This window comes from Yokenella regensburgei ATCC 49455, assembly GCF_000735455.1.
Taxonomy (GTDB): Bacteria; Pseudomonadota; Gammaproteobacteria; order Enterobacterales; family Enterobacteriaceae; genus Yokenella; species Yokenella regensburgei.
Map to the genome: position 1 here is coordinate 202,737 of NZ_JMPS01000064.1, position 22,132 is coordinate 224,868.

General features: G+C 54.7%; 19 protein-coding genes. 11 read left to right on the forward strand and 8 right to left on the reverse strand.

Going from position 1 to position 22,132, the window contains the following annotated elements:
* Positions 1-17 precede the first annotated feature (17 nt).
* From yeiB to mglC, 5 genes are all read left to right on the forward strand, one after another.
* Entirely contained in the window at positions 18-1,175 is a 1,158-nt protein-coding gene (yeiB, locus tag GYRE_RS15305) for a DUF418 domain-containing protein YeiB (RefSeq protein ID WP_006820851.1), read from the forward strand.
* A gap of 154 nt (positions 1,176-1,329) precedes the next feature.
* The gene (galS, locus tag GYRE_RS15310; protein ID WP_006820850.1) at positions 1,330-2,355 is read left to right on the forward strand and encodes an HTH-type transcriptional regulator GalS; all 1,026 of its coding nucleotides are present in this window, start codon (positions 1,330-1,332) and stop codon (positions 2,353-2,355) included.
* Between the two features lie 287 nt (positions 2,356-2,642).
* Positions 2,643-3,641 (forward strand): galactose/glucose ABC transporter substrate-binding protein MglB, encoded by a 999-nt coding sequence (gene mglB, locus GYRE_RS15315; RefSeq protein ID WP_006820848.1) that lies wholly within the window; start codon positions 2,643-2,645, stop codon positions 3,639-3,641.
* 102 nt (positions 3,642-3,743) lie between these two features.
* Positions 3,744-5,264 (forward strand): galactose/methyl galactoside ABC transporter ATP-binding protein MglA, encoded by a 1,521-nt coding sequence (gene mglA / locus GYRE_RS15320; RefSeq protein WP_006820847.1) that lies wholly within the window; start codon positions 3,744-3,746, stop codon positions 5,262-5,264.
* Positions 5,265-5,279: 15 nt separating this feature from the next.
* The gene (gene mglC, locus GYRE_RS15325; RefSeq protein WP_006820846.1) at positions 5,280-6,290 is read left to right on the forward strand and encodes a galactose/methyl galactoside ABC transporter permease MglC; all 1,011 of its coding nucleotides are present in this window, start codon (positions 5,280-5,282) and stop codon (positions 6,288-6,290) included.
* Between the two features lie 47 nt (positions 6,291-6,337).
* On the opposite strand, the gene sanA is transcribed toward mglC, so the two are convergent.
* From sanA to GYRE_RS15345, 4 genes are all read right to left on the reverse strand, one after another.
* Entirely contained in the window at positions 6,338-7,051 is a 714-nt protein-coding gene (gene sanA, locus GYRE_RS15330; RefSeq protein ID WP_006820845.1) for an outer membrane permeability protein SanA, read from the reverse strand.
* Between the two features lie 122 nt (positions 7,052-7,173).
* The gene (gene cdd, locus GYRE_RS15335) at positions 7,174-8,058 is read right to left on the reverse strand and encodes a cytidine deaminase (RefSeq protein WP_006820844.1); all 885 of its coding nucleotides are present in this window, start codon (positions 8,056-8,058) and stop codon (positions 7,174-7,176) included.
* 127 nt (positions 8,059-8,185) lie between these two features.
* Positions 8,186-8,881 (reverse strand): CidB/LrgB family autolysis modulator, encoded by a 696-nt coding sequence (locus GYRE_RS15340; protein WP_006820843.1) that lies wholly within the window; start codon positions 8,879-8,881, stop codon positions 8,186-8,188.
* Positions 8,878-9,279: a CidA/LrgA family protein gene (locus GYRE_RS15345; protein ID WP_006820842.1), complete on the reverse strand. Its 402-nt coding sequence runs from the start codon at positions 9,277-9,279 to the stop codon at positions 8,878-8,880. Before GYRE_RS15345 ends, GYRE_RS15340 begins: the two co-directional genes overlap by 4 nt.
* 229 nt (positions 9,280-9,508) lie before the next feature.
* Here GYRE_RS15345 and dusC point away from each other — a divergent pair, with 229 nt between their 5' ends.
* Complete coding sequence (gene dusC, locus GYRE_RS15350; RefSeq protein WP_038256371.1) at positions 9,509-10,456, forward strand: tRNA dihydrouridine(16) synthase DusC; 948 nt, start codon at positions 9,509-9,511, stop codon at positions 10,454-10,456.
* Positions 10,457-10,508: 52 nt separating this feature from the next.
* Here the strand turns inward: dusC and GYRE_RS15355 are convergent, their stop codons facing one another.
* Entirely contained in the window at positions 10,509-11,243 is a 735-nt protein-coding gene (locus GYRE_RS15355; protein WP_038256373.1) for a class I SAM-dependent methyltransferase, read from the reverse strand.
* A gap of 222 nt (positions 11,244-11,465) precedes the next feature.
* On the opposite strand from GYRE_RS15355, the gene mdtQ reads away from it, so the two are divergent.
* Positions 11,466-12,905, forward strand: coding sequence for a multidrug resistance outer membrane protein MdtQ (gene mdtQ, locus GYRE_RS15360; protein ID WP_038256375.1), 1,440 nt, complete (start codon positions 11,466-11,468; stop codon positions 12,903-12,905).
* A 29-nt stretch (positions 12,906-12,934) separates the two neighbouring features.
* Here the strand turns inward: mdtQ and GYRE_RS15365 are convergent, their stop codons facing one another.
* Positions 12,935-13,531 (reverse strand): DedA family protein, encoded by a 597-nt coding sequence (locus GYRE_RS15365; protein WP_006820837.1) that lies wholly within the window; start codon positions 13,529-13,531, stop codon positions 12,935-12,937.
* Positions 13,532-13,685: 154 nt separating this feature from the next.
* Between GYRE_RS15365 and GYRE_RS15370 the strand changes: the two genes are divergently transcribed.
* Positions 13,686-14,273, forward strand: a complete 588-nt coding sequence (locus GYRE_RS15370) for a Yip1 family protein (RefSeq protein WP_006820836.1) — start codon at positions 13,686-13,688, stop codon at positions 14,271-14,273.
* A 150-nt stretch (positions 14,274-14,423) separates the two neighbouring features.
* On the forward strand, positions 14,424-15,371 hold the full coding sequence (gene pbpG, locus GYRE_RS15375; RefSeq protein WP_038256377.1) for a D-alanyl-D-alanine endopeptidase: 948 nt from the start codon (positions 14,424-14,426) through the stop codon (positions 15,369-15,371).
* Position 15,372: 1 nt separating this feature from the next.
* Here pbpG and GYRE_RS15380 read toward each other — a convergent pair whose 3' ends face one another.
* Positions 15,373-15,927, reverse strand: coding sequence for a GNAT family N-acetyltransferase (locus GYRE_RS15380; RefSeq protein ID WP_006820833.1), 555 nt, complete (start codon positions 15,925-15,927; stop codon positions 15,373-15,375).
* A 132-nt stretch (positions 15,928-16,059) separates the two neighbouring features.
* Positions 16,060-17,784: a D-lactate dehydrogenase gene (gene dld, locus GYRE_RS15385; RefSeq protein WP_006820832.1), complete on the reverse strand. Its 1,725-nt coding sequence runs from the start codon at positions 17,782-17,784 to the stop codon at positions 16,060-16,062.
* Positions 17,785-17,981: 197 nt separating this feature from the next.
* On the opposite strand from dld, the gene bglX reads away from it, so the two are divergent.
* A complete protein-coding gene (bglX, locus tag GYRE_RS15390; RefSeq protein ID WP_038256379.1) occupies positions 17,982-20,279 on the forward strand; it encodes a beta-glucosidase BglX in 2,298 nt (765 codons plus the stop codon).
* Positions 20,280-20,447: 168 nt separating this feature from the next.
* Positions 20,448-22,132 (forward strand): Hcp family type VI secretion system effector (locus GYRE_RS15395; protein ID WP_038256381.1); only part of this gene is annotated, 1,685 nt, incomplete at its 3' end.

Below are 22,132 nucleotides of genomic sequence, written 5' to 3' on the forward strand. Positions count from 1 at the left end.
GATTGACAGGACCGCGTATGGAAAGAAACGTCACGCTCGATTTTGTTCGCGGCGTTGCCATACTCGGGATCCTGCTACTGAATATCAGCGCCTTCGGGCTACCGAAGGCCGCTTACCTGAACCCTGCCTGGTACGGCGAAATCACCCGCAGCGATGCCTGGACGTGGGCGCTGCTCGACCTTTTTGCCCAGGTCAAATTCCTTAACCTGTTTGCGCTGCTCTTCGGTGCCGGGCTGCAGATGCTGCTGCCGCGCGGTAAACGCTGGATCCAGTCACGATTAACGCTGCTGGCGCTGCTCGGTTTTATTCATGCGCTGTTCTTTTGGGACGGCGATATTCTGCTGGCCTATGCGCTGATTGGGCTTATTAGCTGGCGGCTTATTCGCGATGCGCAGCACGTCAAATCACTGTTCAACACCGGTGTGGTGCTGTATCTGATGGGCGTGGGGATCCTGCTGCTGCTCGGCATGATGACCGGCGAGTCGACGAACCGCTCCTGGATCCCGGATGCGGCGAATTTGCAGTATGAACAGTACTGGAAGTTCAAAGGTGGTATGGAGGCCTTCAGCAATCGTAGCGATATGCTGGCAGATAACCTGCTGGCGCTGGGGGCGCAGTACGGCTGGCAGCTGGCGGGCATGATGCTGATGGGCGGGGCGCTGATGCGTAGCGGCTGGCTGAAAGGGCAGTTCAGCCTGCGTCATTATCGCTGTACCGGCGCACTGCTGGTGCTGGCGGGTATGGCGGTGAACCTGCCAGCCATTATCGCCCAGTGGTGGCTACACTGGGATTACCGCTGGTGTGCGTTCCTGCTCCAGGCGCCGCGTGAGCTTGGCGCTCCGCTGCAAACCATCGGCTATGCTGCGCTTATCTGGGGCTTCTGGCCGCAGATTTGTCATTCGCGGCTGGTGGCGGCTATCGTCTGCGTCGGGCGGATGGCCCTCACGAACTATCTACTGCAAACCCTTATCTGCACCACGCTGTTCTATCGATTCGGCTTATTTATGAAATTCGACCGCCTGCAGCTGCTCGGTTTTGTGCTGCCAGTGTGGATGTTTAACCTGCTGTTCTCCGTTTTCTGGCTGCGCTACTTCCGTCAGGGGCCGGTTGAATGGCTGTGGCGACAGCTTACCGCTCGCGCCTCAGGCATCTCATTACGCAAAACATTCAGATAACGATCTGGATCACAATCATTAACAAAACGGATGTAACCGTTTCCATCCTTGTGACATCTCTCACGTAGTCGTAAACCCCGCGCTGACAAAATAGCGTTCTTGCTGAAACAGGGGGTGACCGTGGGTTCCTGCAATTTCCAACAGGGCGGTGTGTATGATCACCATTCGTGACGTTGCCCGCGAGGCTGGCGTGTCGGTGGCGACCGTATCAAGGGTGCTGAACAACAGTCAGCTGGTCAGTAGTGAGACACGTGATGCGGTGATGAAGGCAGTATCGCTGCTTGGGTATCGCCCCAATGCAAATGCCCAGGCGCTGGCGACGCAAAGCAGTGAAACCATTGGCGTGGTAGTGATGGACGTCTCCGACTCCTTCTTCGGCGCGCTGGTGAAAGCGGTGGATACTGTCGCTCAGCAGCATCAGAAATACGTGCTTATCGGTAACAGCTACCACGAGGCGGAAAAAGAGCGTAATGCCATTGAGGTGCTGATCCGCCAGCGCTGTAACGCGCTGATCGTGCATTCCAAAGCGCTTGGTGACGATGAACTCATTGATTTTATGAAACATATTCCCGGGATGGTGGTTATCAACCGTACCGTGCCGGGTTACGCCCATCGCTGCGTCGGGCTCGACAACGTCAGCGGTGCGATGATGGCAACCCGAACGCTGCTGAATAACGGGCATCAGCGTATTGGCTATCTGGCCTCAAGCCATGCGATTGAAGACGACACGCTTCGCCGCGAAGGCTGGCGGCGAGCGCTGCAGGAGCAGGGGATTAATCCGTCCGATGCCTGGATTGGCACCGGCACGCCGGATATGCAGGGCGGGGAGGCGGCGATGGTCGAGCTCCTCGGGCGTAATCTCGGGCTAAGTGCCGTTTTCGCCTACAATGACAGCATGGCTGCCGGGGCGCTGACGGCGCTGAAAGATAACGGCATTGCGGTGCCGCAGCAGCTTTCGCTCATCGGTTTCGATGACATTCCGATAGCTCGTTACACGGACCCGCAGCTGACCACCGTGCGTTACCCGATTGTTTCAATGGCAAAACTGGCGACAGAGCTCGCGCTGATGGGTGCTGAAGGCAAACTGGATGCGTCAGCGACACACTGCTTTATGCCGACCCTGGTGCGCCGCCATTCTGTGGCACAGCGGCAATCTGTGGGGACGATCACTAACTTGTAAACTGCGGTGATGTAACCGTTTTCAATCTGTGAGTAAATTCACAGTATCTTAACATTGCGCTGGCTATGATGGCTGCGTTTGTAAAGCTGAAAGCGCTAGTCACTGTGATTTCTCACTTTTTGCCTGGCAATGCAGCACAAAACAATCAAAAAACGCACTCTGGAGCGTTACCGAACACGGAAGATAGTCATTTTTGATAAATTAACTTCGGCGGTCTGTAACACTCTATTAACGTTGCGCCCGCCTGGTCTATACCCTGCATAAAAGAACCGAGAACCGGAGATACCATGAATAAGAAGGCCCTAACCCTGTCTGTTCTGATGGCAAGCATGTTTTTTGGCGCGGCGGCCCATGCTGCGGACACCCGTATTGGCGTGACCATCTACAAATACGACGACAACTTCATGTCTGTTGTCCGTAAGGCGATTGAGAAAGATGCTAAAGCATCTCCTGACATTCAACTGCTGATGAATGACTCGCAGAACGACCAGTCCAAGCAGAACGACCAGATTGACGTCCTGCTGGCAAAAGGTGTTAAAGCGCTGGCGATCAACCTGGTTGACCCGGCTGCAGCGGGCACCGTGATTGAAAAAGCACGTGGTCAGAACGTGCCGGTGGTCTTCTTCAACAAAGAGCCTTCCCGTAAAGCGCTGGATAGCTACGACAAAGCGTTCTACGTCGGTACCGATTCCAAAGAGTCTGGCATTATTCAGGGCGACCTGATTGCCAAACACTGGAAAGCTAACCCGAACTGGGATCTGAACAAAGACGGTCAGATTCAGTTTGTGCTGCTGAAAGGTGAGCCGGGCCACCCGGATGCTGAAGCACGTACGACCTACGTGATTAAAGAGCTGAACGACAAAGGCATCAAAACTCAGCAGCTGGCGCTGGATACCGCTATGTGGGATACCGCGCAGGCTAAAGACAAGATGGACGCCTGGCTCTCTGGCCCGAACGCAAATAAAATCGAAGTGGTTATCGCCAACAACGATGCAATGGCAATGGGTGCAGTAGAAGCGCTGAAAGCGCACAACAAATCCAGCGTACCGGTATTTGGCGTTGATGCTCTGCCAGAAGCACTGGCACTGGTGAAATCTGGCGCAATGGCCGGTACCGTGCTGAACGATGCTAACAACCAGGCGAAAGCAACGCTGGATCTGGCGAAAAACCTGGCCGCAGGTAAAGAGCCGGCAGCTGGCACCAACTGGAAAATCGAGAACAAAATCGTTCGCGTACCTTATGTTGGTGTGGACCAGGATAACCTCGTTCAGTTCATCGGTAAGTAATTCGATAGTTCGGGCGCAGATTCTGCGCCCACCATGCGATTTCGTTGAAACACGCCCGTGCCGGTTTTCCGGTACGGGTATCACGCGCAGCCAGGGCTAACTATGGTCAGCAATAACGAAAAATCGTCAGGCGAATTCTTGTTGGAAATGAGTCATATCAACAAGTCGTTTCCCGGCGTAAAAGCGCTCGATAATGTGAATTTAAAAGTCCGTCCGCATTCCATTCATGCCTTAATGGGGGAAAACGGTGCGGGAAAATCCACGTTATTAAAATGCCTGTTTGGGATCTATCAAAAAGATTCCGGTAGTATTATTTTTCAGGGTAAAGAGATCGACTTCCATTCAGCAAAAGAAGCGCTGGAAAATGGTATTTCGATGGTTCACCAGGAGCTTAACCTGGTATTACAGCGTTCGGTCATGGATAACATGTGGCTCGGGCGTTATCCTACTAAAGGTATGTTTGTCGATCAGGACAAAATGTACCGCGACACCAAAGATATATTTGACGAACTGGATATTGATATTGATCCGCGCGCTCGCGTGGGCACATTATCCGTTTCACAGATGCAGATGATTGAAATCGCGAAAGCGTTCTCCTACGATGCCAAAATCGTGATTATGGATGAACCCACTTCTTCTCTGACGGAAAAAGAAGTCAATCATCTGTTTAAAATCATCCGCAAGCTGAAAGAGCGCGGCTGTGGAATTGTTTATATTTCGCATAAGATGGAAGAGATCTTCCAGCTGTGCGATGAGATTACTATCCTGCGCGATGGCCAGTGGATTGCCACCCAGCCGCTGGAAGGCCTCGATATGGATAAGATCATCGCCATGATGGTTGGCCGTTCCCTGAACCAGCGATTCCCCGACAAGCAGAACAAACCGGGGGAGGTTATCCTCGAAGTTCGTGGACTCACCTCCTTGCGCCAGCCCTCTATCCGTGATGTTTCCTTTGATTTGCACAAAGGGGAAATTCTCGGAATTGCCGGTCTGGTTGGTGCCAAACGCACCGATATCGTGGAGACGCTGTTCGGTATTCGTGAGAAAGCCTCCGGCACCATTACGCTGCACGGTAAAAAGATCAATAACCACAGCGCTAACGAAGCGATTAACCACGGCTTTGCACTGGTGACCGAAGAGCGTCGTTCAACCGGTATTTACGCTTATCTGGATATTGGCTTTAACTCGCTGATTTCTAATATTCGCAACTACAAAAATAAAGTCGGTTTGCTGGATAACTCACGGATGAAGAGTGATACCCAGTGGGTTATTGACTCAATGCGCGTTAAAACACCGGGTCATCGTACCCAGATTGGTTCGCTGTCTGGTGGTAACCAGCAGAAGGTTGTTATTGGTCGCTGGTTGTTAACTCAGCCAGAAATTTTAATGCTGGATGAACCAACGCGCGGTATTGACGTTGGTGCCAAATTTGAAATTTATCAACTTATTGCTGAGCTGGCGAAAAAGAATAAAGGGATCATTATTATCTCTTCCGAAATGCCGGAGCTGCTGGGAATTACCGACCGTATTCTGGTGATGAGCAATGGGCTGGTCGCCGGAATTGTTGATACGAAAACCACCACGCAAAACGAAATACTCCGTCTTGCGTCTTTGCACCTTTAAGATCAGGGGCTCCTCATGAGTGCGTTAGATAAAAAAAGTTTTCTCACTTATCTGAAAGAAGGCGGTATTTACGTCGTCCTTTTAGTCTTGCTGGCCATTATTATATTCCAGGATCCCACGTTCTTAAGTCTGCTTAACCTGAGTAACATCCTGACGCAGTCCTCGGTGCGTATTATCATCGCTCTTGGCGTTGCCGGGCTTATCGTGACCCAGGGGACGGACCTCTCCGCCGGCCGCCAGGTGGGCCTGGCGGCAGTTATCGCCGCAACGCTTCTGCAGTCAGTTGATAACGCCAACAAGGTGTTCCCGGAAATGGCAACCATGCCGATTCCGCTGGTTATCCTTATCGTCTGCGCTATCGGTGCGGTAATTGGTCTGGTCAACGGGATTATCATTGCCTACCTGAACGTAACACCGTTTATCACCACCCTCGGCACGATGATTATCGTATACGGTATCAACTCGCTGTATTACGACTTCGTGGGGGCTTCGCCGATTTCCGGCTTTGATACGCACTTCTCGACGTTTGCGCAGGGGTTTATCGCGCTCGGTAGTTTCCGACTGTCGTATATCACCTTCTATGCGCTAATTGCCATTGCCTTCGTGTGGGTGCTGTGGAACAAAACCCGCTTCGGTAAGAACATTTTCGCCATCGGTGGTAACCCGGAAGCCGCGAAAGTATCTGGCGTCAATGTGGCGCTGAACCTGCTGATGATCTATGCGCTCTCTGGCGTGTTCTATGCTTTCGGTGGTTTGCTGGAAGCGGGGCGTATCGGTTCTGCGACCAACAACCTCGGCTTTATGTATGAGCTGGATGCTATCGCGGCCTGCGTGGTGGGCGGTGTGTCCTTCTCCGGCGGTGTGGGTACCGTTTTCGGTGTGGTGACCGGTGTGATTATCTTCACCGTCATCAACTACGGCCTGACCTATATCGGGGTTAACCCGTACTGGCAGTACATCATCAAAGGCGCCATCATTATCTTCGCCGTTGCGCTGGATTCACTGAAGTACGCGCGTAAGAAATAGTTTCTCTGTACAAAAGCCCGGAACAGTAACCGCTGTTCCGGGCTTTTTTATTGCTTCTTCTGCAGTTCCAGCAACTGTTCCGGGGTGACGGCAGGGTAACCCTGGGCATCTTCCGGCACTTCATGTTCGGCAGGAATTGGGACCAGCGGGCCTAAGAAGCGGGGCTCACGTTTGAAGATATAGAGGTCTGCCAGCGCACCGAAGCGGGCACCGAACTCACGCAGGCGCACGCTTAACATGTCTTTTGGTGAAGGTACCGCGTAGCACTGGGCCTGAATGCCCATGTGCAGAGCAATAAACAGCGCGCGCTCGCAGTGAAAACGCTGGGTGATGATGATGAAGTCATTGGTATCGAACACTTTTCGCGTACGCACTATTGAATCAAGCGTGCGGAAACCAGCGTAGTCGAGCACGATATCGGCCGGATCGACGCCTGCGGCAATCAAATCTTTACGCATGGTCATCGGTTCGTTGTAGCTCTGCAGTGCGTTATCACCGCTCAGCAGCAGGTAGTTTACCTTACCGCTGTTATAGGCGTTGAGCGCCCCCTGAATGCGGTAGCGGTAATACTGATTGATAACGCCGGTGCGATAATATTTTGCGGTACCAAGGACGACGCCAACCTGGCGGTAGGGGAGATCCTGGAGCTCGTCATAGATGTATGGCGCGGTTTTCCAGCTCATCCAGCGGTCGAGTCCTAATACGGTCAACAGCAGCAGACCGAGAAGGACTAACAGGCTGTATGACACGCGCTTTAACATGGACTTGGCTCGATGGTGGAAACGATGACACTCAGGCTACTGTACTCGCCGGGATAGCGCAATAAACGCCGGGTTAATTGGGGGGAATTTCATCAGTGCGGGCCGAAACCCGCACAAGAACCTTAACCGAGCAGCACCCGGTCAATATTCTGACAGCCCAGTGCGCGCAATGTCGCCGCCGTGGCATCCCACTGGATAAGCGGAGCGTCCGGGCGTTCGGCGAGGAGCGCCCGCTGGATGTCCGCGTAGTCATAACCGTTCAGGCTAAGCAGATTCAGGGCACCCTGCAGCGGTGGCAGCGTCGGGTTGAACGCCGCGTTTTCCGCGTAGCTTCCGCTGAAGATAGTACCGTCACGGCACTCCAGCGCGACTCCTGAAGGAGACTGGCTGTACGGCGTGTGGCTGCGGTTGGCGGCCTTAATCGCTGCCTGTGCCAGCGCATCGCCTTCCAGCGGGTAGCCGTGGTCCTGAGCATCCATCAGCAGAGTTTTGATCTGCAGATCTTTCGGCCCAAAAGCGTCCGGCAGATAGTCTTTCAGCGTGGCAGGCTCGCGGCCCGGCAGGTTGATGCGCAGCTCAAGACCGCTGTTCAGTTCATTCATAAACTGACGGCAGTGGCCGCAGGGGGTGTAGTTGACGGTAATGGCTTTAAGGGCCTTTTCGCCACAGAGCCAGGCGTGGCTGATGGCGCTCTGTTCGGCGTGTACGGTTTGTTGCATCGTCGCGCCGAGGAACTCCATGTTGCCGCCAAGATACCAGGTGCCGCTAATACCGCGGGCAATAGCGCCAACATTGAAATGCGACAGGTCGGCACGCGCGCAGGCCGCCGCTACCGGCAGAAGCGCAAATGCCAGACCGTCTTCGTCAAGCCCGGTCGCGGCTCGCAGCGTGGCGACCTGATGTGCAGTGAACTGTGCCGAAAAATGTTCGTCGGCAAGCATCGGGGCCAGTGCTGACTGCAAATTATCCGCAAGCTGTGCAAAAGCAGAATGAAAACGTGAATGCATGGCTTTGCCTCTTAACAATGTATGGAAGCGTAGTCTACGGGTGCTTTACACCTGTATATGTGATCTAAATCCCACTACTTATGCAACGCGTGTAACTTGCAGTCAAAAATGTGTGATGTGTCGCGTTTTAGCCCACTAACTTCAGCAGCAGCGGGAACAAAAAAGGTGCCAGCAGCGAGGTCATTATCCCGCAAATCACCAGCGCCAGAGAACTGAACGCGCCTTCCTGGTAGTCCAGTTCTGCACAGCGTGAGGTACCCAGCGCGTGCGACGCCGTCCCCATTGCCAGACCACGAGCCGCTTTGGTGTTAATGCGCATCAGGTTGAGCAGGGTGTGGCCAAAGACCGCGCCAAGGATCCCAACAAAAATGACGCAAACCGCGCTGATAGCCGGAATACCGCCAATGCTGCCGCCAACAGCCATGGCGATAGGCGTGGTAACCGATTTCGGCATTACCGAGGCGGCAATCTGCGGCGTTGCTCCCATCAGCAGGGCAATTGTCGTACCGCTGACCATCGCGACCACGGTACCAATAAAGCAGATCAGGATGATGGATTTCCAGCGGGCGCGGATCTGGTGCAACTGCTCGTAGAGCGGAAAGGCCAGCGCCACCACCGCAGGCTGCAGCAGATCGTTTAAGATTTTGCTCCCGGCGAAATAGTGATCGTACGGCGTACCGGTCACCATCAGCAGCGGAATGATCACCACCATCGCCACCAGAAGCGGGTTCAGCAATGGAATTTTAAAACGGGCAGCGAGCCTGCGAGCACCAAAAAACACCAGCAGCGTCAGCGGTAGTGACCACCAGATATAGTGCATCATTTTTCTTCGGCTCCTTTCTGCCCAACCACTTTGCGTTCACCATGAACCAGATGTGAACTCCAGCTCACCACCACTAATACCACCAGCGTACTCACGGCGCAGGAAACCACCACCGGGCCAAACTGCGCGCGCAGCAGGTCGAAATACTGCATCACTCCAACGCCAATCGGCACAAACAGCAGCGCCATGTAGCGGATGAGAATGTAGCAGCCGGGGTTGACCCATTTGGCGGGAAGCACCTGCAGGGCCAATAGCACAAACAGGATCAGCATCCCGATAATGCTGCCGGGAATGGTGATAGGAAGCAGGGAAGCGACAAAAATTCCGGCATACAGGCAGGCGTAAATCAGAACGAATGCGCGCAGGTACTGCCAGAGAGTATTCAATATTTTGCTCATGGTGATTACCTTTGATGGAACGCATTCATCATACAATTAATGCCAAAAATGTGCTACCGATCACATCATGATTTATAAGCATACTCATGATTCCTTTTTGGCACTGCAGGTTCTGCGCATCGCACGAAAAAAAGTTGTGCCTGATAGTGTAGTCGGCAGCGCAGAGAACGGGCTTCAAACCGTCTGCCGATAACGCTAAGATAGCGCCTCTTTTTCTCCGGGTAACGATATGCGTGTATTACTGGCACCGATGGAAGGTGTGCTCGATTCGCTGGTGCGCGAGCTGCTGACTGAGGTAAACGATTATGACCTCTGCATCACCGAATTTTTGCGGGTGGTGGATAAACTGCTGCCGGAAAAGTCGTTCTACCGCATTTGCCCGGAACTTCACAACCAGAGCCGAACCCCCTCGGGGACGCTCGTCAGGGTGCAACTGCTGGGGCAATACCCGCAGTGGCTGGCGGAAAACGCCGCCCGTGCCGTTGAGCTGGGCTCCTGGGGCGTTGACCTCAACTGTGGTTGCCCGTCAAAGGTGGTGAACGGTAGCGGCGGCGGGGCGACGCTCCTGAAAGACCCGGAGCTTATCTATCGCGGGGCGAAAGCCATGCGTGAGGCCGTGCCCGCTCACCTGCCGGTCACGGTAAAAGTAAGACTGGGCTGGGACAGCAGCCAGCGGCAGTTTGAAATTGCCGATGCGGTGCAGCAGGCCGGTGCTACAGAGTTGACCGTTCACGGCCGTACCAAAGAAGACGGCTACAAACCCGAGCGTATCAACTGGCAGGCGATTGGTGAAATTCGAAAGCGGCTGTCGATACCGGTGGTGGCCAACGGCGAAATCTGGGACTGGCAAAGCGCGCAGGAGTGTATGGCAGTGACCGGCTGCGATGCCATTATGATCGGGCGCGGTGCGCTGAACGTGCCGAATCTGAGCCGTGTGGTGAAGGAAAATGCGCTGCGGATGCCGTGGCCTGAAGTCGTGGCGCTGTTGCAAACCTATTCCCGCAAGGAAAAGCAGGGCGATACTGGCCTGTACCACGTGGCGCGAATCAAGCAGTGGCTGGGTTACTTACGTAAAGAGTACGTGGAGGCAGCGGATCTGTTCACCGGTATTCGTACATTACAGGATTCATCAGCGATCGCGGATGCCATTGAAGGCTATGCGGCACGTATGGCCTGAGAAGATGGGGGGAGGTAGCCTCCCCATAATCTGGAATGTAAAAAATTCACGATTAGCGCGCTTTACGGGCGCTGAGTAAAAAGATCATCGGACGTTCTTTCTCTTCATCCAGCGCCGGATTGCTGGCAATCTGCCCGGCAGTGGGTCCCCACTCGTTGAGATGACTTATCTCAAAACCGGCGGCAATCAACGCGTTTATCCACGTAGAAAGCTTTCGGTGCTGCTTCTTCACCCCCTCGGCAAACCAGTTGCTGATGCGCTCTCCTTCCTGCTGATAATGATTCACCGGCCAGCACTTTTCACCGTCGCTACCCTGCATCCAGCCCTGTTTGTGGGTGGCGGTGTAGATGGGATGCTCTGCCGAGAACACCAGCATACCGCCAGGTTTTAGCGCCTGGTGGAGCGTGGCGAACAGCGTATCGATATCCAGCAGATAATGTAGCGCCAGCGAGCTGTAGGCGAGATCGAGACTCTCAGGCTCCAGACTCAGCGTTTCGAGATCGGCACGCTGATAGTGAATGTTCTCCTGCGAAGTCGTCGCGCGCGCGCGCTCCAGCATTTTCTCTGAAACATCAAGCCCAAGCACTTGTGCTGCTCCTGCGTCGCTGGCAAAGCGGCAGAACCACCCGTAGCCGCAGCCAAGGTCGATAACGGTGGCACCACTGAGCGGTGGCAGCATTTTTTGCAGTTCCGGCCATTCCGGTGCACCGTCCAGCCCCTTGACTGAACGATCGAGAGTGGCGTATCCGGCAAAAAACTGCGGATCGTCGTAGATATTTTGCGTCATTTCATCTCCTTTATTCATGTTGTGAATGACATGTGGAGTATATCCAGTTTGTATCAATGATTCGTGGTGCCAGATTAAATAATGAGGTGAAAATCAGCTGGTTGGAATTGTATTTCTGCGTGTACTATCTTGTTTCAAGAGATTTTATGCCACGCGTTACTTAAGCTGCGTTGATGGTTTTCCTCTACGCTTTGCTCTCCTACTTACATACAGAATTCGTTTATGAAACGTTCGTGCGTTGTTCCATCCGTTGCGATTTTGCCTTTGCTGTTGTTGCTGTCAGGTTGTGCCCCATCCCATGATATCGGTGCTGCGCCAAAACAGCAGACGCCAGCGTCCCGCGTTGATACCGCCTTGCCTGCGGCATTACAAAATGGCTGGCCGCAGAGTGAATGGTGGCGCGAGTATCACGATCCACAGCTCGATGCCCTGATTGACCAGGCTCTGCGTCACTCCCCGGATATGCAGGTGGCGCAGCAGCGCATCAAGCTGGCTGAAGCTCAGGCGCGGATGGCGCAGTCGTCTCTGGGTCCAGAAGTCGATTTTTCCGCGAATATTGAACGGCAAAAAATGTCGGCTGAAGGGCTGATGGGGCCGTTTGCGGTAACTGACCCGGCGGCCGGGACGACCGGCCCATGGTACACCAACGGCACGTTCGGCCTGACGGCGGGCTGGGATCTCGACCTGTGGGGCAAAAACCGCGCCGAAGTACAGGCGCGAATTGGTAAAGCGCGGGCAGAAATGGCGGAAATGGCGCAAACCCGTCAACTGCTGGCGAGCAGCGTCAGCCGTCTGTACTGGCAGTGGCAGACCCAGGCGGCAATGGCGCTGGTGCTGGAGCAGGTGAAAAAAGAAGAAAACAGCATCGTGACGGTGGATACCGAACTCTATCAGCACGGTATTACCAGCTCCGTAGAGGGTGTGGAAAACGACATCAACGTCAGCAAGACCGAGCAGCAGATCGCCGAACTGAGCGGTGACATGAAGGAGACCGAGGCGCGCCTGATGGCGCTAACCAACAGCCAGACTTCAGCGCTTAAGCTACGCCCAGTGACGCTCCCGGCCGTGAAGACCAGTATGCCTGCGGTACTGGGCTACGAGCTGCTGGCGCGCCGTCCGGATCTGCAGGAAGCGCACTGGTATATCGCAGCTTCAATGAGTGAAGTGGAGGCGGCGAAGGCGGCATTCTATCCGGATATCAACCTGATGGCCTTTTTACAACAGGATGCGCTGCACCTGAGCGATCTGTTCCGCAATTCGGCGCAGCAGATGGGCGTTACCGCAGGCTTAACGCTGCCTATCTTCGACAGCGGTCGGCTGAATGCCAACCTCGATATCGCCAGCGCTTCCCAGGGGCTGTCGGTTGCCAATTACAACAAAGCGGTGGTGAATGCGGTTAACCAGGTGGCGAAGAGCGCAAGCCAGGTGGAAACCCTCGCGAACAAAAACCAGCAGCAGATGAAGGTTGAACAAGACTCTGCGCGGGTTGTGGCGTTGGCAGAAGCCAGAATGCGGGTTGGGATGATCTCCGGTACCAAGGTGAGCCTTGCGAGGCTTCCGGCGCTGAGGGAGCGGATGGCGGGGATCCAGCTCCACGGGCAGTGGCTGGATGCAAATATCCAGCTCACGTCAGCGCTGGGCGGTGGCTACCACCAGCAGTAGCGGGAGATGTTGCCGGGTGTGGCGAGCGCTCACCCGGCATGCGGATCTTCATCGTCTGACGCTGCATTTTTCCGTTCGCGGCGCTTAAACCACCAGCGGATTGCCAGCACCACGGCAATGGCCAGTGCGAGCCACACCAGATGCTTCAGGTGCTGATCGAGGTGATGTAACCACGGAGCGATGACCTCGCCGCCAAGATAGCCGAGGGTGGTAAACAGCAGTGACCAGATAATAGCGCCAAGAATGTTCAGCGGTAGAAAGATCTTCGGGGGCAACCGACTGGCGCCGATCAGCAGCGGCCCGATGACGCGGAAGCCGTACATAAAACGGGTGCCAATCACGAACAGGTAAGGGCGGCGCTGGATAAGCCGCTGCGCCGAGCGAATTTTAGCTTTATGGCGTCTGAACCGCTTAAGAATGCGATCGCCAAAGTGACGACCCAGCAGATACAGCACCTGATCGCCCATCATCCCGCCCAACGCCACGGAAACCACCACCAGCCAGAATTTGAGCAGACCCTGATGTGCCGCCACGCCGCCGAGCAGCGTTACCGTTTCGCCCTCTGCCAGGCTTCCTACCACCAGCGCAGCGTAACCATACTGGGAAATCAGGCTATTAAAATCCATATCGGCATCCAGGCTCCTGTTTAATTCACACTAATTATCATACACCCTGCGGCTCGTGAATGATCGCGCGGCTTTTTTCGCTGGCTGAAAACTAATCAATCAAGATGAATTATACTTGAAGTGTGGTTGTACGAAGCCGCGACAAGGGGGCCATATGAACCATGTCTGGGGACTGTTCTCTCATCCCGATAGAGAAATGCACGTTATTCGTAGTGAAAACGAAACTGTTTCGCATCACTACACTCACCATGTGCTGATCATGGCCGCCGTGCCGGTTATCTGCGCATTCATCGGTACAACACAACTAGGCTGGAATTTTGGCGATGGCACCGTTGTGAAGCTGTCGCTAATGACCGGTCTCGTTATCGCTGTATTGTTCTACGCCATGATGCTGGCAGGGGTTGCGGTAATGGGGCGAGTCATCTGGTGGATGGCACGTCACTACCCGCAGCGTCCGTCGCTCAGGCATTGCATGGTTTTCGCTGGTTACGTTGCAACACCGCTGTTTTTAAGCGGGATTGTCGCGCTGTATCCGCTGGTATGGCTGTGTGCGCTGGTGGGCACAGTAGCGCTGTTTTATACCGGGTATCTTCTGTACCTCGGTATTCCTACCTTCCTTAATATCAATAAAGAAGAGGGGCTGAGCTTTTCCAGTTCGACGCTCGCCATTGGCGTGCTGGTGCTGGAGGCCCTGCTGGCGATGACCGTTATCCTCTGGGGTTACGGTTTGCGCCTGTTCTGACCGGTTAAATATGCCGCGCCGCCGCAGACACCGACGGCGCAGCATTTCTTCATCATTATCTGCTGGCGAGCCGACGGTAGCGCGGGGTATGATGCGATTTCAGGAAATCCTGAAGTTATCCTTTGCCAAACGACTAACCAGAAACTCACCATGCAGAAATTTCGAGTATCCCTGCTCAGCCTTGCGCTGATGCTGGCAGTGCCCTTTGCGCCACAGGCGAGTGCAAAAACCGTAACGACAGCGACCGCGTCTCAGCCGGAGATCGCCTCCGGAAGCGCCATGATCGTCGATTTGAATACCAACAAAGTGATTTACGCCAGCAACCCGGATCTGGTGCGCCCGATGGCGTCCATTACCAAAGTCATGACGGCCATGGTGGTGCTGGACGCGCACTTACCGCTTGATGAGATGCTGAAAGTAGATATCAGCCATACGCCTGAAATGAAAGGGATTTACTCACGAGTGCGTTTGAACAGTGAAATCAGCCGCAAAAACATGCTGCTGCTGGCGTTGATGTCGTCGGAGAACCGCGCGGCGGCGAGCCTCGCCCACCATTATCCTGGCGGTTACGATGCGTTTATTCGTGCGATGAATGCAAAAGCCAAAGCGCTCGGCATGACGCACACCCGCTACGTCGAGCCAACGGGCTTGTCGATTCATAACGTATCAACGGCGAGAGATTTAACGAAGCTACTGATTGCCAGCAAACAGTATCCGCTGATTGGTCAGTTGAGCACCACCAAAGAAGACACCGCGACCTTCGCAAGCCCGGCCTATACGCTGCCGTTCCGTAACACCAACCACCTGGTGTATCGCGATAACTGGAATATTCAGTTAACCAAAACCGGCTTTACCAATGCGGCAGGGCACTGTCTGATTATGCGCACGGTCATCAACAATAAACCGGTGGCGCTGGTGGTTATGGATGCGTTCGGTAAGTTTACCCACTTTGCTGACGCCAGCCGTCTGCGGACGTGGATAGAAACCGGCAAAGTGATGCCGGTACCGCCAGCCGCGCTGAGCTACAAAAAGCAGCGTGAAGCGCAGATGGCAAACGCCATGCTGAATGGCGAACAAACCACCGCACAGAACGACTGATTTACTCCGGCAGCGTCCAGTCACCTTCGTTGAGTGGGCGCTGCATAATCAACGTATCCCGCCAGTCTCCCAGCTTATAGCCGACGCTTCGCAGTTGGCCTGCCACTTCAAAACCGTGTTTTTTGTGCAAGCGTAACGAACCGGCGTTGTTGAGCCCGTCACCCACAACCGCAATCATTTGCCGCCACGGACCCAGCTCGCAGATATCGATCAAACGCGTCAGCAGGCTGCTGCCGATATTGCGTCCGGTCATGCTGGCATCGACGTAAATTGATTCTTCGAGGGTAAAGCGGTAAGCCGGGCGCGGACGGTAAGGGGTGGCATAGCAGTAGCCGACAATGATGCCGCGATATAAGGCCACCAGCCAGGGTAACCCCTGCTCACGAACCTTTTTCATGCGCTGGCGCATTTCGTCGACGGAAGGAGGGACTTCTTCAAAAGACGCGCGTCCGTTCAGAACATGCCAGGCGTACAGCGCTGCAATCGCATGTGCATCGTCCGGCAGAGCCTCACGGATCTCCACTTCAGTTTTGTGCAGGACTTCGACCGTGGACATAACCAGGCTCCTTCAGGTGGGAGGCCGGAGAAACGTTTCTCCGGCACCTGATCCCACTCTAATACGGAGTTAAGCAGTAATACAGTATTCCCCCTTAAAGTTAAGGGGTGCTTATTAAGTTAACCAAGCGTCTTATTCCGCTTTTTGCCCTTCACCCCAGTATTTTTGCTTGCTGGTCTTGCCAATGCCCGGGTTCATGCTGTTTGTTGGGTCATTTTCGCGATAAAAGTGTTTTAAACTGTCTGCGGCTTCATACAGGTGCCCAACGTTGTGTTCTGCCGGGTATTGCGCTCCACGCGCCCTCAGCAGCGCCAGCATTTTCTCCTTCAGCTCATGTGCATCGACGCCTTTTTTCACGATGTAATCCTGATGGAAAACGTGACACATAAAGTGACCGTAATAGAGCTTGTGTACCAGTTGGCTGTCGATTTCCGGCGGCAGATGCTCAAACCACTCGGTGTCGTTACGGCGCAGGGCGATATCAAGCGCCAGAATGTCTTCCACGTCGTCGGCGTGTACGGCCTGGTAACGGATGGCGGCACCCGCGGCGGCAAAACGATGTAAAAAGGCTTTGCTGCCTTCTTCGCTGGTACAGGTGAAGAAATTACCTTCCGCGCTGCCAAAGAATTCCGTCAGCCAGTTTTTGGCCTCGCTGATGCCATCACCGGCCATCTTCAGCAGCAAATGATGCTCATATTTGTCACGGTACTCTTTCATTCGCGGCGGCAGGTGCCCCGGGAAGATGTGCCCGACTTTTTGCATGAACCGATCGGTAAAGTGGGGTTTAAACAGCGACACTTTCTCGAGCATCGCATCCGCGCGCCCCTTCAGGGTGAAGAAGAACGGCATTTTGTCGGTGCCGAGCTTGTCTATCATCAGGAAGGTGTCTTTGCCGTACTGTTCGGCCACATCGTAGATGTCGCGGTGCATATACTCGCCTGCTACCGGCAAATTAGCGAAGTTAGCCAGAATATGACGGCGGATCTCAGTCAGCACTTCCGGGTGGTTGGTGCCAATGTAAAACACCTGCTGGTTTTTTTCTGCCGGGAAGGTGTCCAGGCGGGCGGCAAAAACCGCCAGTTTCCCGGCGCAGCCGGAAGATTCAAACAGGCGGTCCGGGTCCGCGTTGTAGCGCGCCGGGGTATCGGCATCCACGTCGCGCACGCGGGTGACGTAATCGTGATCGTGGGCATGGCGGCCATCGTGCAGCACGTCGCTGTCCTGTACGCGGTCGTCGTCAAGCTTGCTCAGAATTTGTTCCGGTGTCTCACCCAGCTCAATCCCCAGATGGTTAACCAGCTGTAATTTGCCCTGTTCGTCGATACGTGCAAACAGCGACATTTCGGTATACGCCGGGCCGCGCTGCACCAGCGAGCCACCAGAGTTATTGCATACACCGCCAATCACCGAGGCGCCAATACAGGACGAACCAATGACCGAATGCGGTTCCCGGCCAAACGGCTTAAGCGCTTTTTCCAGCGAATAGAGCGTGGTACCCGGAAACGCCAGGACCTGCTCGCCTTTATCCAGCAGGTGCAGTTTATCGAGGCGCAGGGTGCTGATAATCACGATGTCGCGGTCGTAGTCGTTGCCGCTTGGGGTGGAACCTTCCGTCAGACCGGTATTCGCCGCCTGCATCAGGATAATTTTGTCAGCATTCACGCAGGCATTCAGTACCCGCCAGAGTTCCAGTAGCGAACCGGGGAAGACCACGGCCAGCGCCTCGCCCTGGCCTGAACGGAAGCCTTTACGGTAGCGCTGAGTTTTAGCCGGATCGGTAAGCAGGTGAGCATGGCCTACCAGGCGTGAGAGTTCAGCCAGAAATGCGCTGTTATCGGTTTGAATGTTAGATGACATCTTCCCACTCCTTGTGGTGAGCGAATTTACCGCCCCTAAGCATAGCGCTTTGTATGATAAATTGATGCTGAAATGTTGCGAAAAAAATTAAGAAGATATCCTTTGCATTCTGTTCGCCACACGGCCAGGCTTGTGGCAAACTGCGGTTTTTCAAGTGTTTTCGCCGCTGATCCGGCCTCGAAAAGAGAGTACTAAAAATGAAATGGCTATGTTCTGTAGGCGTTGCCGTTAGCCTGGCGATACAGCCCGCGCTGGCTGACTCCCTGTTTGGTAATCATCCGCTGACGCCGGAGGCCCGCGACGCGTTCGTCACTGAGCTTCTGAAAAAGATGACCGTGGATGAGAAGATTGGTCAGCTGCGCCTGATAAGCGTCGGGCCGGATAACCCGAAAGACGCTATCCGCGAAATGATTAAAGACGGGCAGGTAGGGGCGATTTTTAATACCGTTACCCGCCAGGATATTCGAACCATGCAGGATCAGGTGATGCAGTTGAGCCGCCTGAAAATTCCGCTGTTCTTCGCCTACGATGTGATCCACGGTCAGCGCACCGTCTTCCCGAACAGCCTGGGGCTGGCTTCCTCCTTTAACCTCGACGCGGTGAAAACCGTCGGGCGTGTTTCCGCTTATGAAGCAGCAGACGATGGCCTGAACATGACCTGGGCACCGATGGTCGATGTCTCGCGCGATCCGCGCTGGGGCCGCGTTTCAGAAGGTTTCGGTGAAGATACGTATCTCACCGCTATCATGGGTAAAACCATGGTCGAATCGATGCAGGGTAAGAGCCCGGCAGACCGCTACTCGGTGATGACCAGCGTGAAGCACTTTGCTGCCTACGGGGCCGTAGAAGGTGGTAAAGAGTACAACACCGTCGATATGAGCCCGCAGCGCCTGTTTAACGACTACCTGCCGCCGTACAAAGCGGCGCTTGATGCCGGCAGCGGTGGGGTGATGGTCGCCCTGAACTCGCTCAACGGTACACCGGCGTCTTCGGACTCCTGGCTGCTGAAAGATGTCCTGCGTGACGACTGGGGCTTTAAGGGCATCACTATCTCCGATCACGGGGCGATTAAAGAACTCATCAAGCACGGTACGGCCTCAGATCCGGAAGATGCGGTGCGCATCGCTTTAACCTCCGGCATCAACATGAGTATGAGCGACGAGTACTACAGCAAATATCTGCCGGGGCTGGTGAAGTCTGGCAAGGTCACCATGGCCGAACTGGACGACGCGACTCGCCACGTGCTGAACGTGAAATATGATATGGGTCTGTTCAACGATCCGTACAGCCACCTTGGCGCGAAAGAGACCGATCCGCAGGATACTAACGCGGAAAGCCGTCTGCATCGTAAAGAAGCGCGTGAAGTGGCGCGCGAAAGCCTGGTACTGCTGAAAAACCGTCTGGAGACGCTGCCGCTGAAGAAAAACGCGACCATCGCCGTGGTGGGGCCGCTGGCGGATAGTCAGCGCGACATGATGGGCAGCTGGTCAGCGGCCGGGGTTGCCTCGCAGTCAGTGACGCTGCTCACTGGGATCCAAAACGCGGTGGGAACGGAAGGTAAGGTTCTCTATGCCAAAGGCGCTAACGTCACCAACGACAAAGGTATTGTCGAGTTCCTGAATCAGTATGAACCTGCCGTTGTTGTCGACCCGCGTTCACCGCAGGCGATGATTGATGAAGCGGTGAAAGCCGCGAAGCAGTCTGATGTGGTCGTCGCGGTGGTTGGTGAAGCGCAGGGTATGGCGCATGAAGCCTCCAGCCGCACCGACATTACCATTCCGCAGAGCCAGCGTGATTTGATTAGCGCGCTGAAAGCGACAGGAAAACCGCTGGTGCTGGTGCTGATGAACGGGCGTCCGCTGGCACTGGTGAAAGAAGACCAGCAGGCCGATGCGATTCTGGAAACCTGGTTCGCCGGCACCGAAGGCGGTAACGCCATTGCCGATGTCCTGTTCGGTGATTACAACCCGTCCGGTAAGCTGCCAATGTCCTTCCCGCGTTCTGTCGGGCAGATCCCGGTGTACTACAGCCACCTGAATACCGGCCGTCCGTACAACCCGGAAAAACCGAACAAGTACACTTCACACTACTTCGACGAGGCAAACGGACCGCTGTACCCGTTCGGCTACGGTCTGAGCTACACCACGTTCACCGTTTCAGATGTGAAAATGTCTGCACCGGTGATGAAGCGTGACGGTAAAGTGACCGCCAGCGTTGAGGTGACCAATACCGGCAAACGCGAAGGTGCGACGGTTATCCAGATGTATGTTCAGGACGTGACCGCCTCCATGAGCCGCCCGGTGAAACAGCTGCGCGGTTTCGAGAAGGTCACCCTGAAACCGGGTGAAACCCAGACCGTGAGCTTCCCGATTGACGTGAATGCGCTTAAGTTCTGGAACCAGAGAATGAAGTTCGCCGCAGAGCCGGGCAAGTTTAACGTCTTTATCGGCGTTGACTCCGCCCGCGTGAAGCAGGGCGAATTCGAACTGCAGTAACGTTATATTCCCTCCGGGATAATGGTTGTCCCGGAGGGAATAAACAAAAAAAGCGATCTTTATTTATTTTTATTGTGTCATTGTACATTATCTGTTTTAACTCATTTCAGAATAACGCGAAATAACGGCTGGCGTTATTAGTCGAAATGATTAAATGGACATGTAATAATGAGCGATATTATTTATTTAACCCTGCGCGGCGCGCAGCAGGGAACTATTTCTGCCGGTTGTGGTAGCGCAGAGTCCGTCGGCAATCGCTATCAGCAAAGCCACCCGGATGAGATCTTTGTCTTCAGCCTGCAACAGGAGCAGCGGCACGGTGCGCAGGGGAAGCTCACCTTCTGCAAAACCCTCGATAAAAGCTCGCCGCTGTTGGCTCAGTCGATCAACAATAACGAAAGCCTGAGCCTGAATTTTGATTGCTATCGAATTAACCGCAGCGGCCGCTGGGAAAAATATTATCGTATTGAGCTGAGTGATGCTTCAATTCAACATATTGGTAGTTATATTCGAGAGAATAATATTGAATATGAATATATCACTGTGGTTTATAAATATTATCGCTGCCAGCACCTGACCGGCGGTACGGAACATTCGACGCTGGTAACGCCGGTGAATTATAAACCGCCAGCGCCTGTACAAAAGGCGCTTCCGGAGAAAAGAAAAATCACGCTGACGCTAGGCCTCTTTTTTGATGGTACCGGTAATAACGCGGTGAATACCCGCAACATGCTGGCGGCGGCGACGGCAAGCCATTTTGCAATTGATGACCCTGACGCAATCAGCATTCTTGAGCGCAATGCGAAGCTGCAGTTCGGCCTGACCGGCAGCGATGCCACCAGCTACAAAGGCTACTACACGAATATTCACTGGCTGCATGAGTTGTATACTCAGGTGTTTTCTCAGGACGAAAATAAAGCACAACAGAAGGTGTATATCGAGGGCATTGGTACCCGGGCTGGGGAGGCGGACAGTCAGATAGGGATGGGGCTGGGGATTTCCGATACCGGAGTGATTGCCAAAACCGATGATGCGGTGAAAAAAATTCCCCAAGCCATCAAAGCAGCATTAGAACTGTTGCCGCAGGGAAGTGAAATTGAAGCCCTGCAGTTCGATATCTTCGGCTTCAGCCGCGGAGCCGCCGCTGCCCGTCACTTTGCCAACCGTGTGCAGGAGGAAGACGGTGCCATCATTGCCGCCATTCGTCATGGGATGGGACAAACTCTCTACCACGGCGCTCCGGCGGGGAAAACGCGCTTTATCGGCCTGTTTGATACCGTCGCCGCTATCGGTACTCCAGCGAACGGGCTTAACCCGCACAGCGCCGACACCGGCGAGGTCAATATCCGCCTGCGTCCCGGAGCGGCGAAGGCGGTGTTTCACATCACCGCCGGGCACGAGTGCCGGTTCAACTTTGCCTCCAACAGCGTGCGCCCGGCGTGGCCGGAGCTGATGCTCCCCGGTGCCCATTCGGATATCGGCGGCGGCTATCTGCCGCAGGAGCGGGAGAACCTGTTTCTGACCCGCCCGGAGGTGGAGACGGTGCCCCTCGGCGAGCCCGGCGAGCAGACCCGGGCGTATCGGCGGGCGATGGCGCAACTGCGTTCGCTGGAAGCATCGCCCGCTATCGCGCCCATTATCCGCAACAACGAGATAACCCCGGAGGTGTGGGTGGACGCGCACGGTGCGCCGGACAGCCACGGGCAGCGCCAGCAGCGCAGCTATGCTGCCCTCACGCTGCGTCAGAGGGTGGTGCGTAACGACTGGGCGAAGGTCACCCTGCGGGTGATGCTCGAGGCGGCGAAGGCTTCCGGCGTGGCGTTCAACGATATCAGCTCCAGCAATCTTGGGCT

Excerpts from the sequence above, each read along its gene's own strand:
- dusC (WP_038256371.1), top strand. The coding sequence starts at position 9,509 with ATGCGTGTATTACTGGCACCGATGGAAGGTGTGCTCGATTCGCTGGTG.
- GYRE_RS15365 (WP_006820837.1), bottom strand. The coding sequence starts at position 13,531 with ATGGATTTTAATAGCCTGATTTCCCAGTATGGTTACGCTGCGCTGGTG.
- dld (WP_006820832.1), bottom strand. The coding sequence starts at position 17,784 with ATGTCATCTAACATTCAAACCGATAACAGCGCATTTCTGGCTGAACTC.
- GYRE_RS15345 (WP_006820842.1), bottom strand. The coding sequence starts at position 9,279 with ATGAGCAAAATATTGAATACTCTCTGGCAGTACCTGCGCGCATTCGTT.
- bglX (WP_038256379.1), top strand. The coding sequence starts at position 17,982 with ATGAAATGGCTATGTTCTGTAGGCGTTGCCGTTAGCCTGGCGATACAG.
- mglC (WP_006820846.1), top strand. The coding sequence starts at position 5,280 with ATGAGTGCGTTAGATAAAAAAAGTTTTCTCACTTATCTGAAAGAAGGC.
- mglB (WP_006820848.1), top strand. The coding sequence starts at position 2,643 with ATGAATAAGAAGGCCCTAACCCTGTCTGTTCTGATGGCAAGCATGTTT.
- pbpG (WP_038256377.1), top strand. The coding sequence starts at position 14,424 with ATGCAGAAATTTCGAGTATCCCTGCTCAGCCTTGCGCTGATGCTGGCA.
- sanA (WP_006820845.1), bottom strand. The coding sequence starts at position 7,051 with ATGTTAAAGCGCGTGTCATACAGCCTGTTAGTCCTTCTCGGTCTGCTG.
- GYRE_RS15340 (WP_006820843.1), bottom strand. The coding sequence starts at position 8,881 with ATGATGCACTATATCTGGTGGTCACTACCGCTGACGCTGCTGGTGTTT.
- cdd (WP_006820844.1), bottom strand. The coding sequence starts at position 8,058 with ATGCATTCACGTTTTCATTCTGCTTTTGCACAGCTTGCGGATAATTTG.
- yeiB (WP_006820851.1), top strand. The coding sequence starts at position 18 with ATGGAAAGAAACGTCACGCTCGATTTTGTTCGCGGCGTTGCCATACTC.
- mglA (WP_006820847.1), top strand. The coding sequence starts at position 3,744 with ATGGTCAGCAATAACGAAAAATCGTCAGGCGAATTCTTGTTGGAAATG.
- GYRE_RS15380 (WP_006820833.1), bottom strand. The coding sequence starts at position 15,927 with ATGTCCACGGTCGAAGTCCTGCACAAAACTGAAGTGGAGATCCGTGAG.
- GYRE_RS15355 (WP_038256373.1), bottom strand. The coding sequence starts at position 11,243 with ATGACGCAAAATATCTACGACGATCCGCAGTTTTTTGCCGGATACGCC.
- galS (WP_006820850.1), top strand. The coding sequence starts at position 1,330 with ATGATCACCATTCGTGACGTTGCCCGCGAGGCTGGCGTGTCGGTGGCG.
- GYRE_RS15370 (WP_006820836.1), top strand. The coding sequence starts at position 13,686 with ATGAACCATGTCTGGGGACTGTTCTCTCATCCCGATAGAGAAATGCAC.
- mdtQ (WP_038256375.1), top strand. The coding sequence starts at position 11,466 with ATGAAACGTTCGTGCGTTGTTCCATCCGTTGCGATTTTGCCTTTGCTG.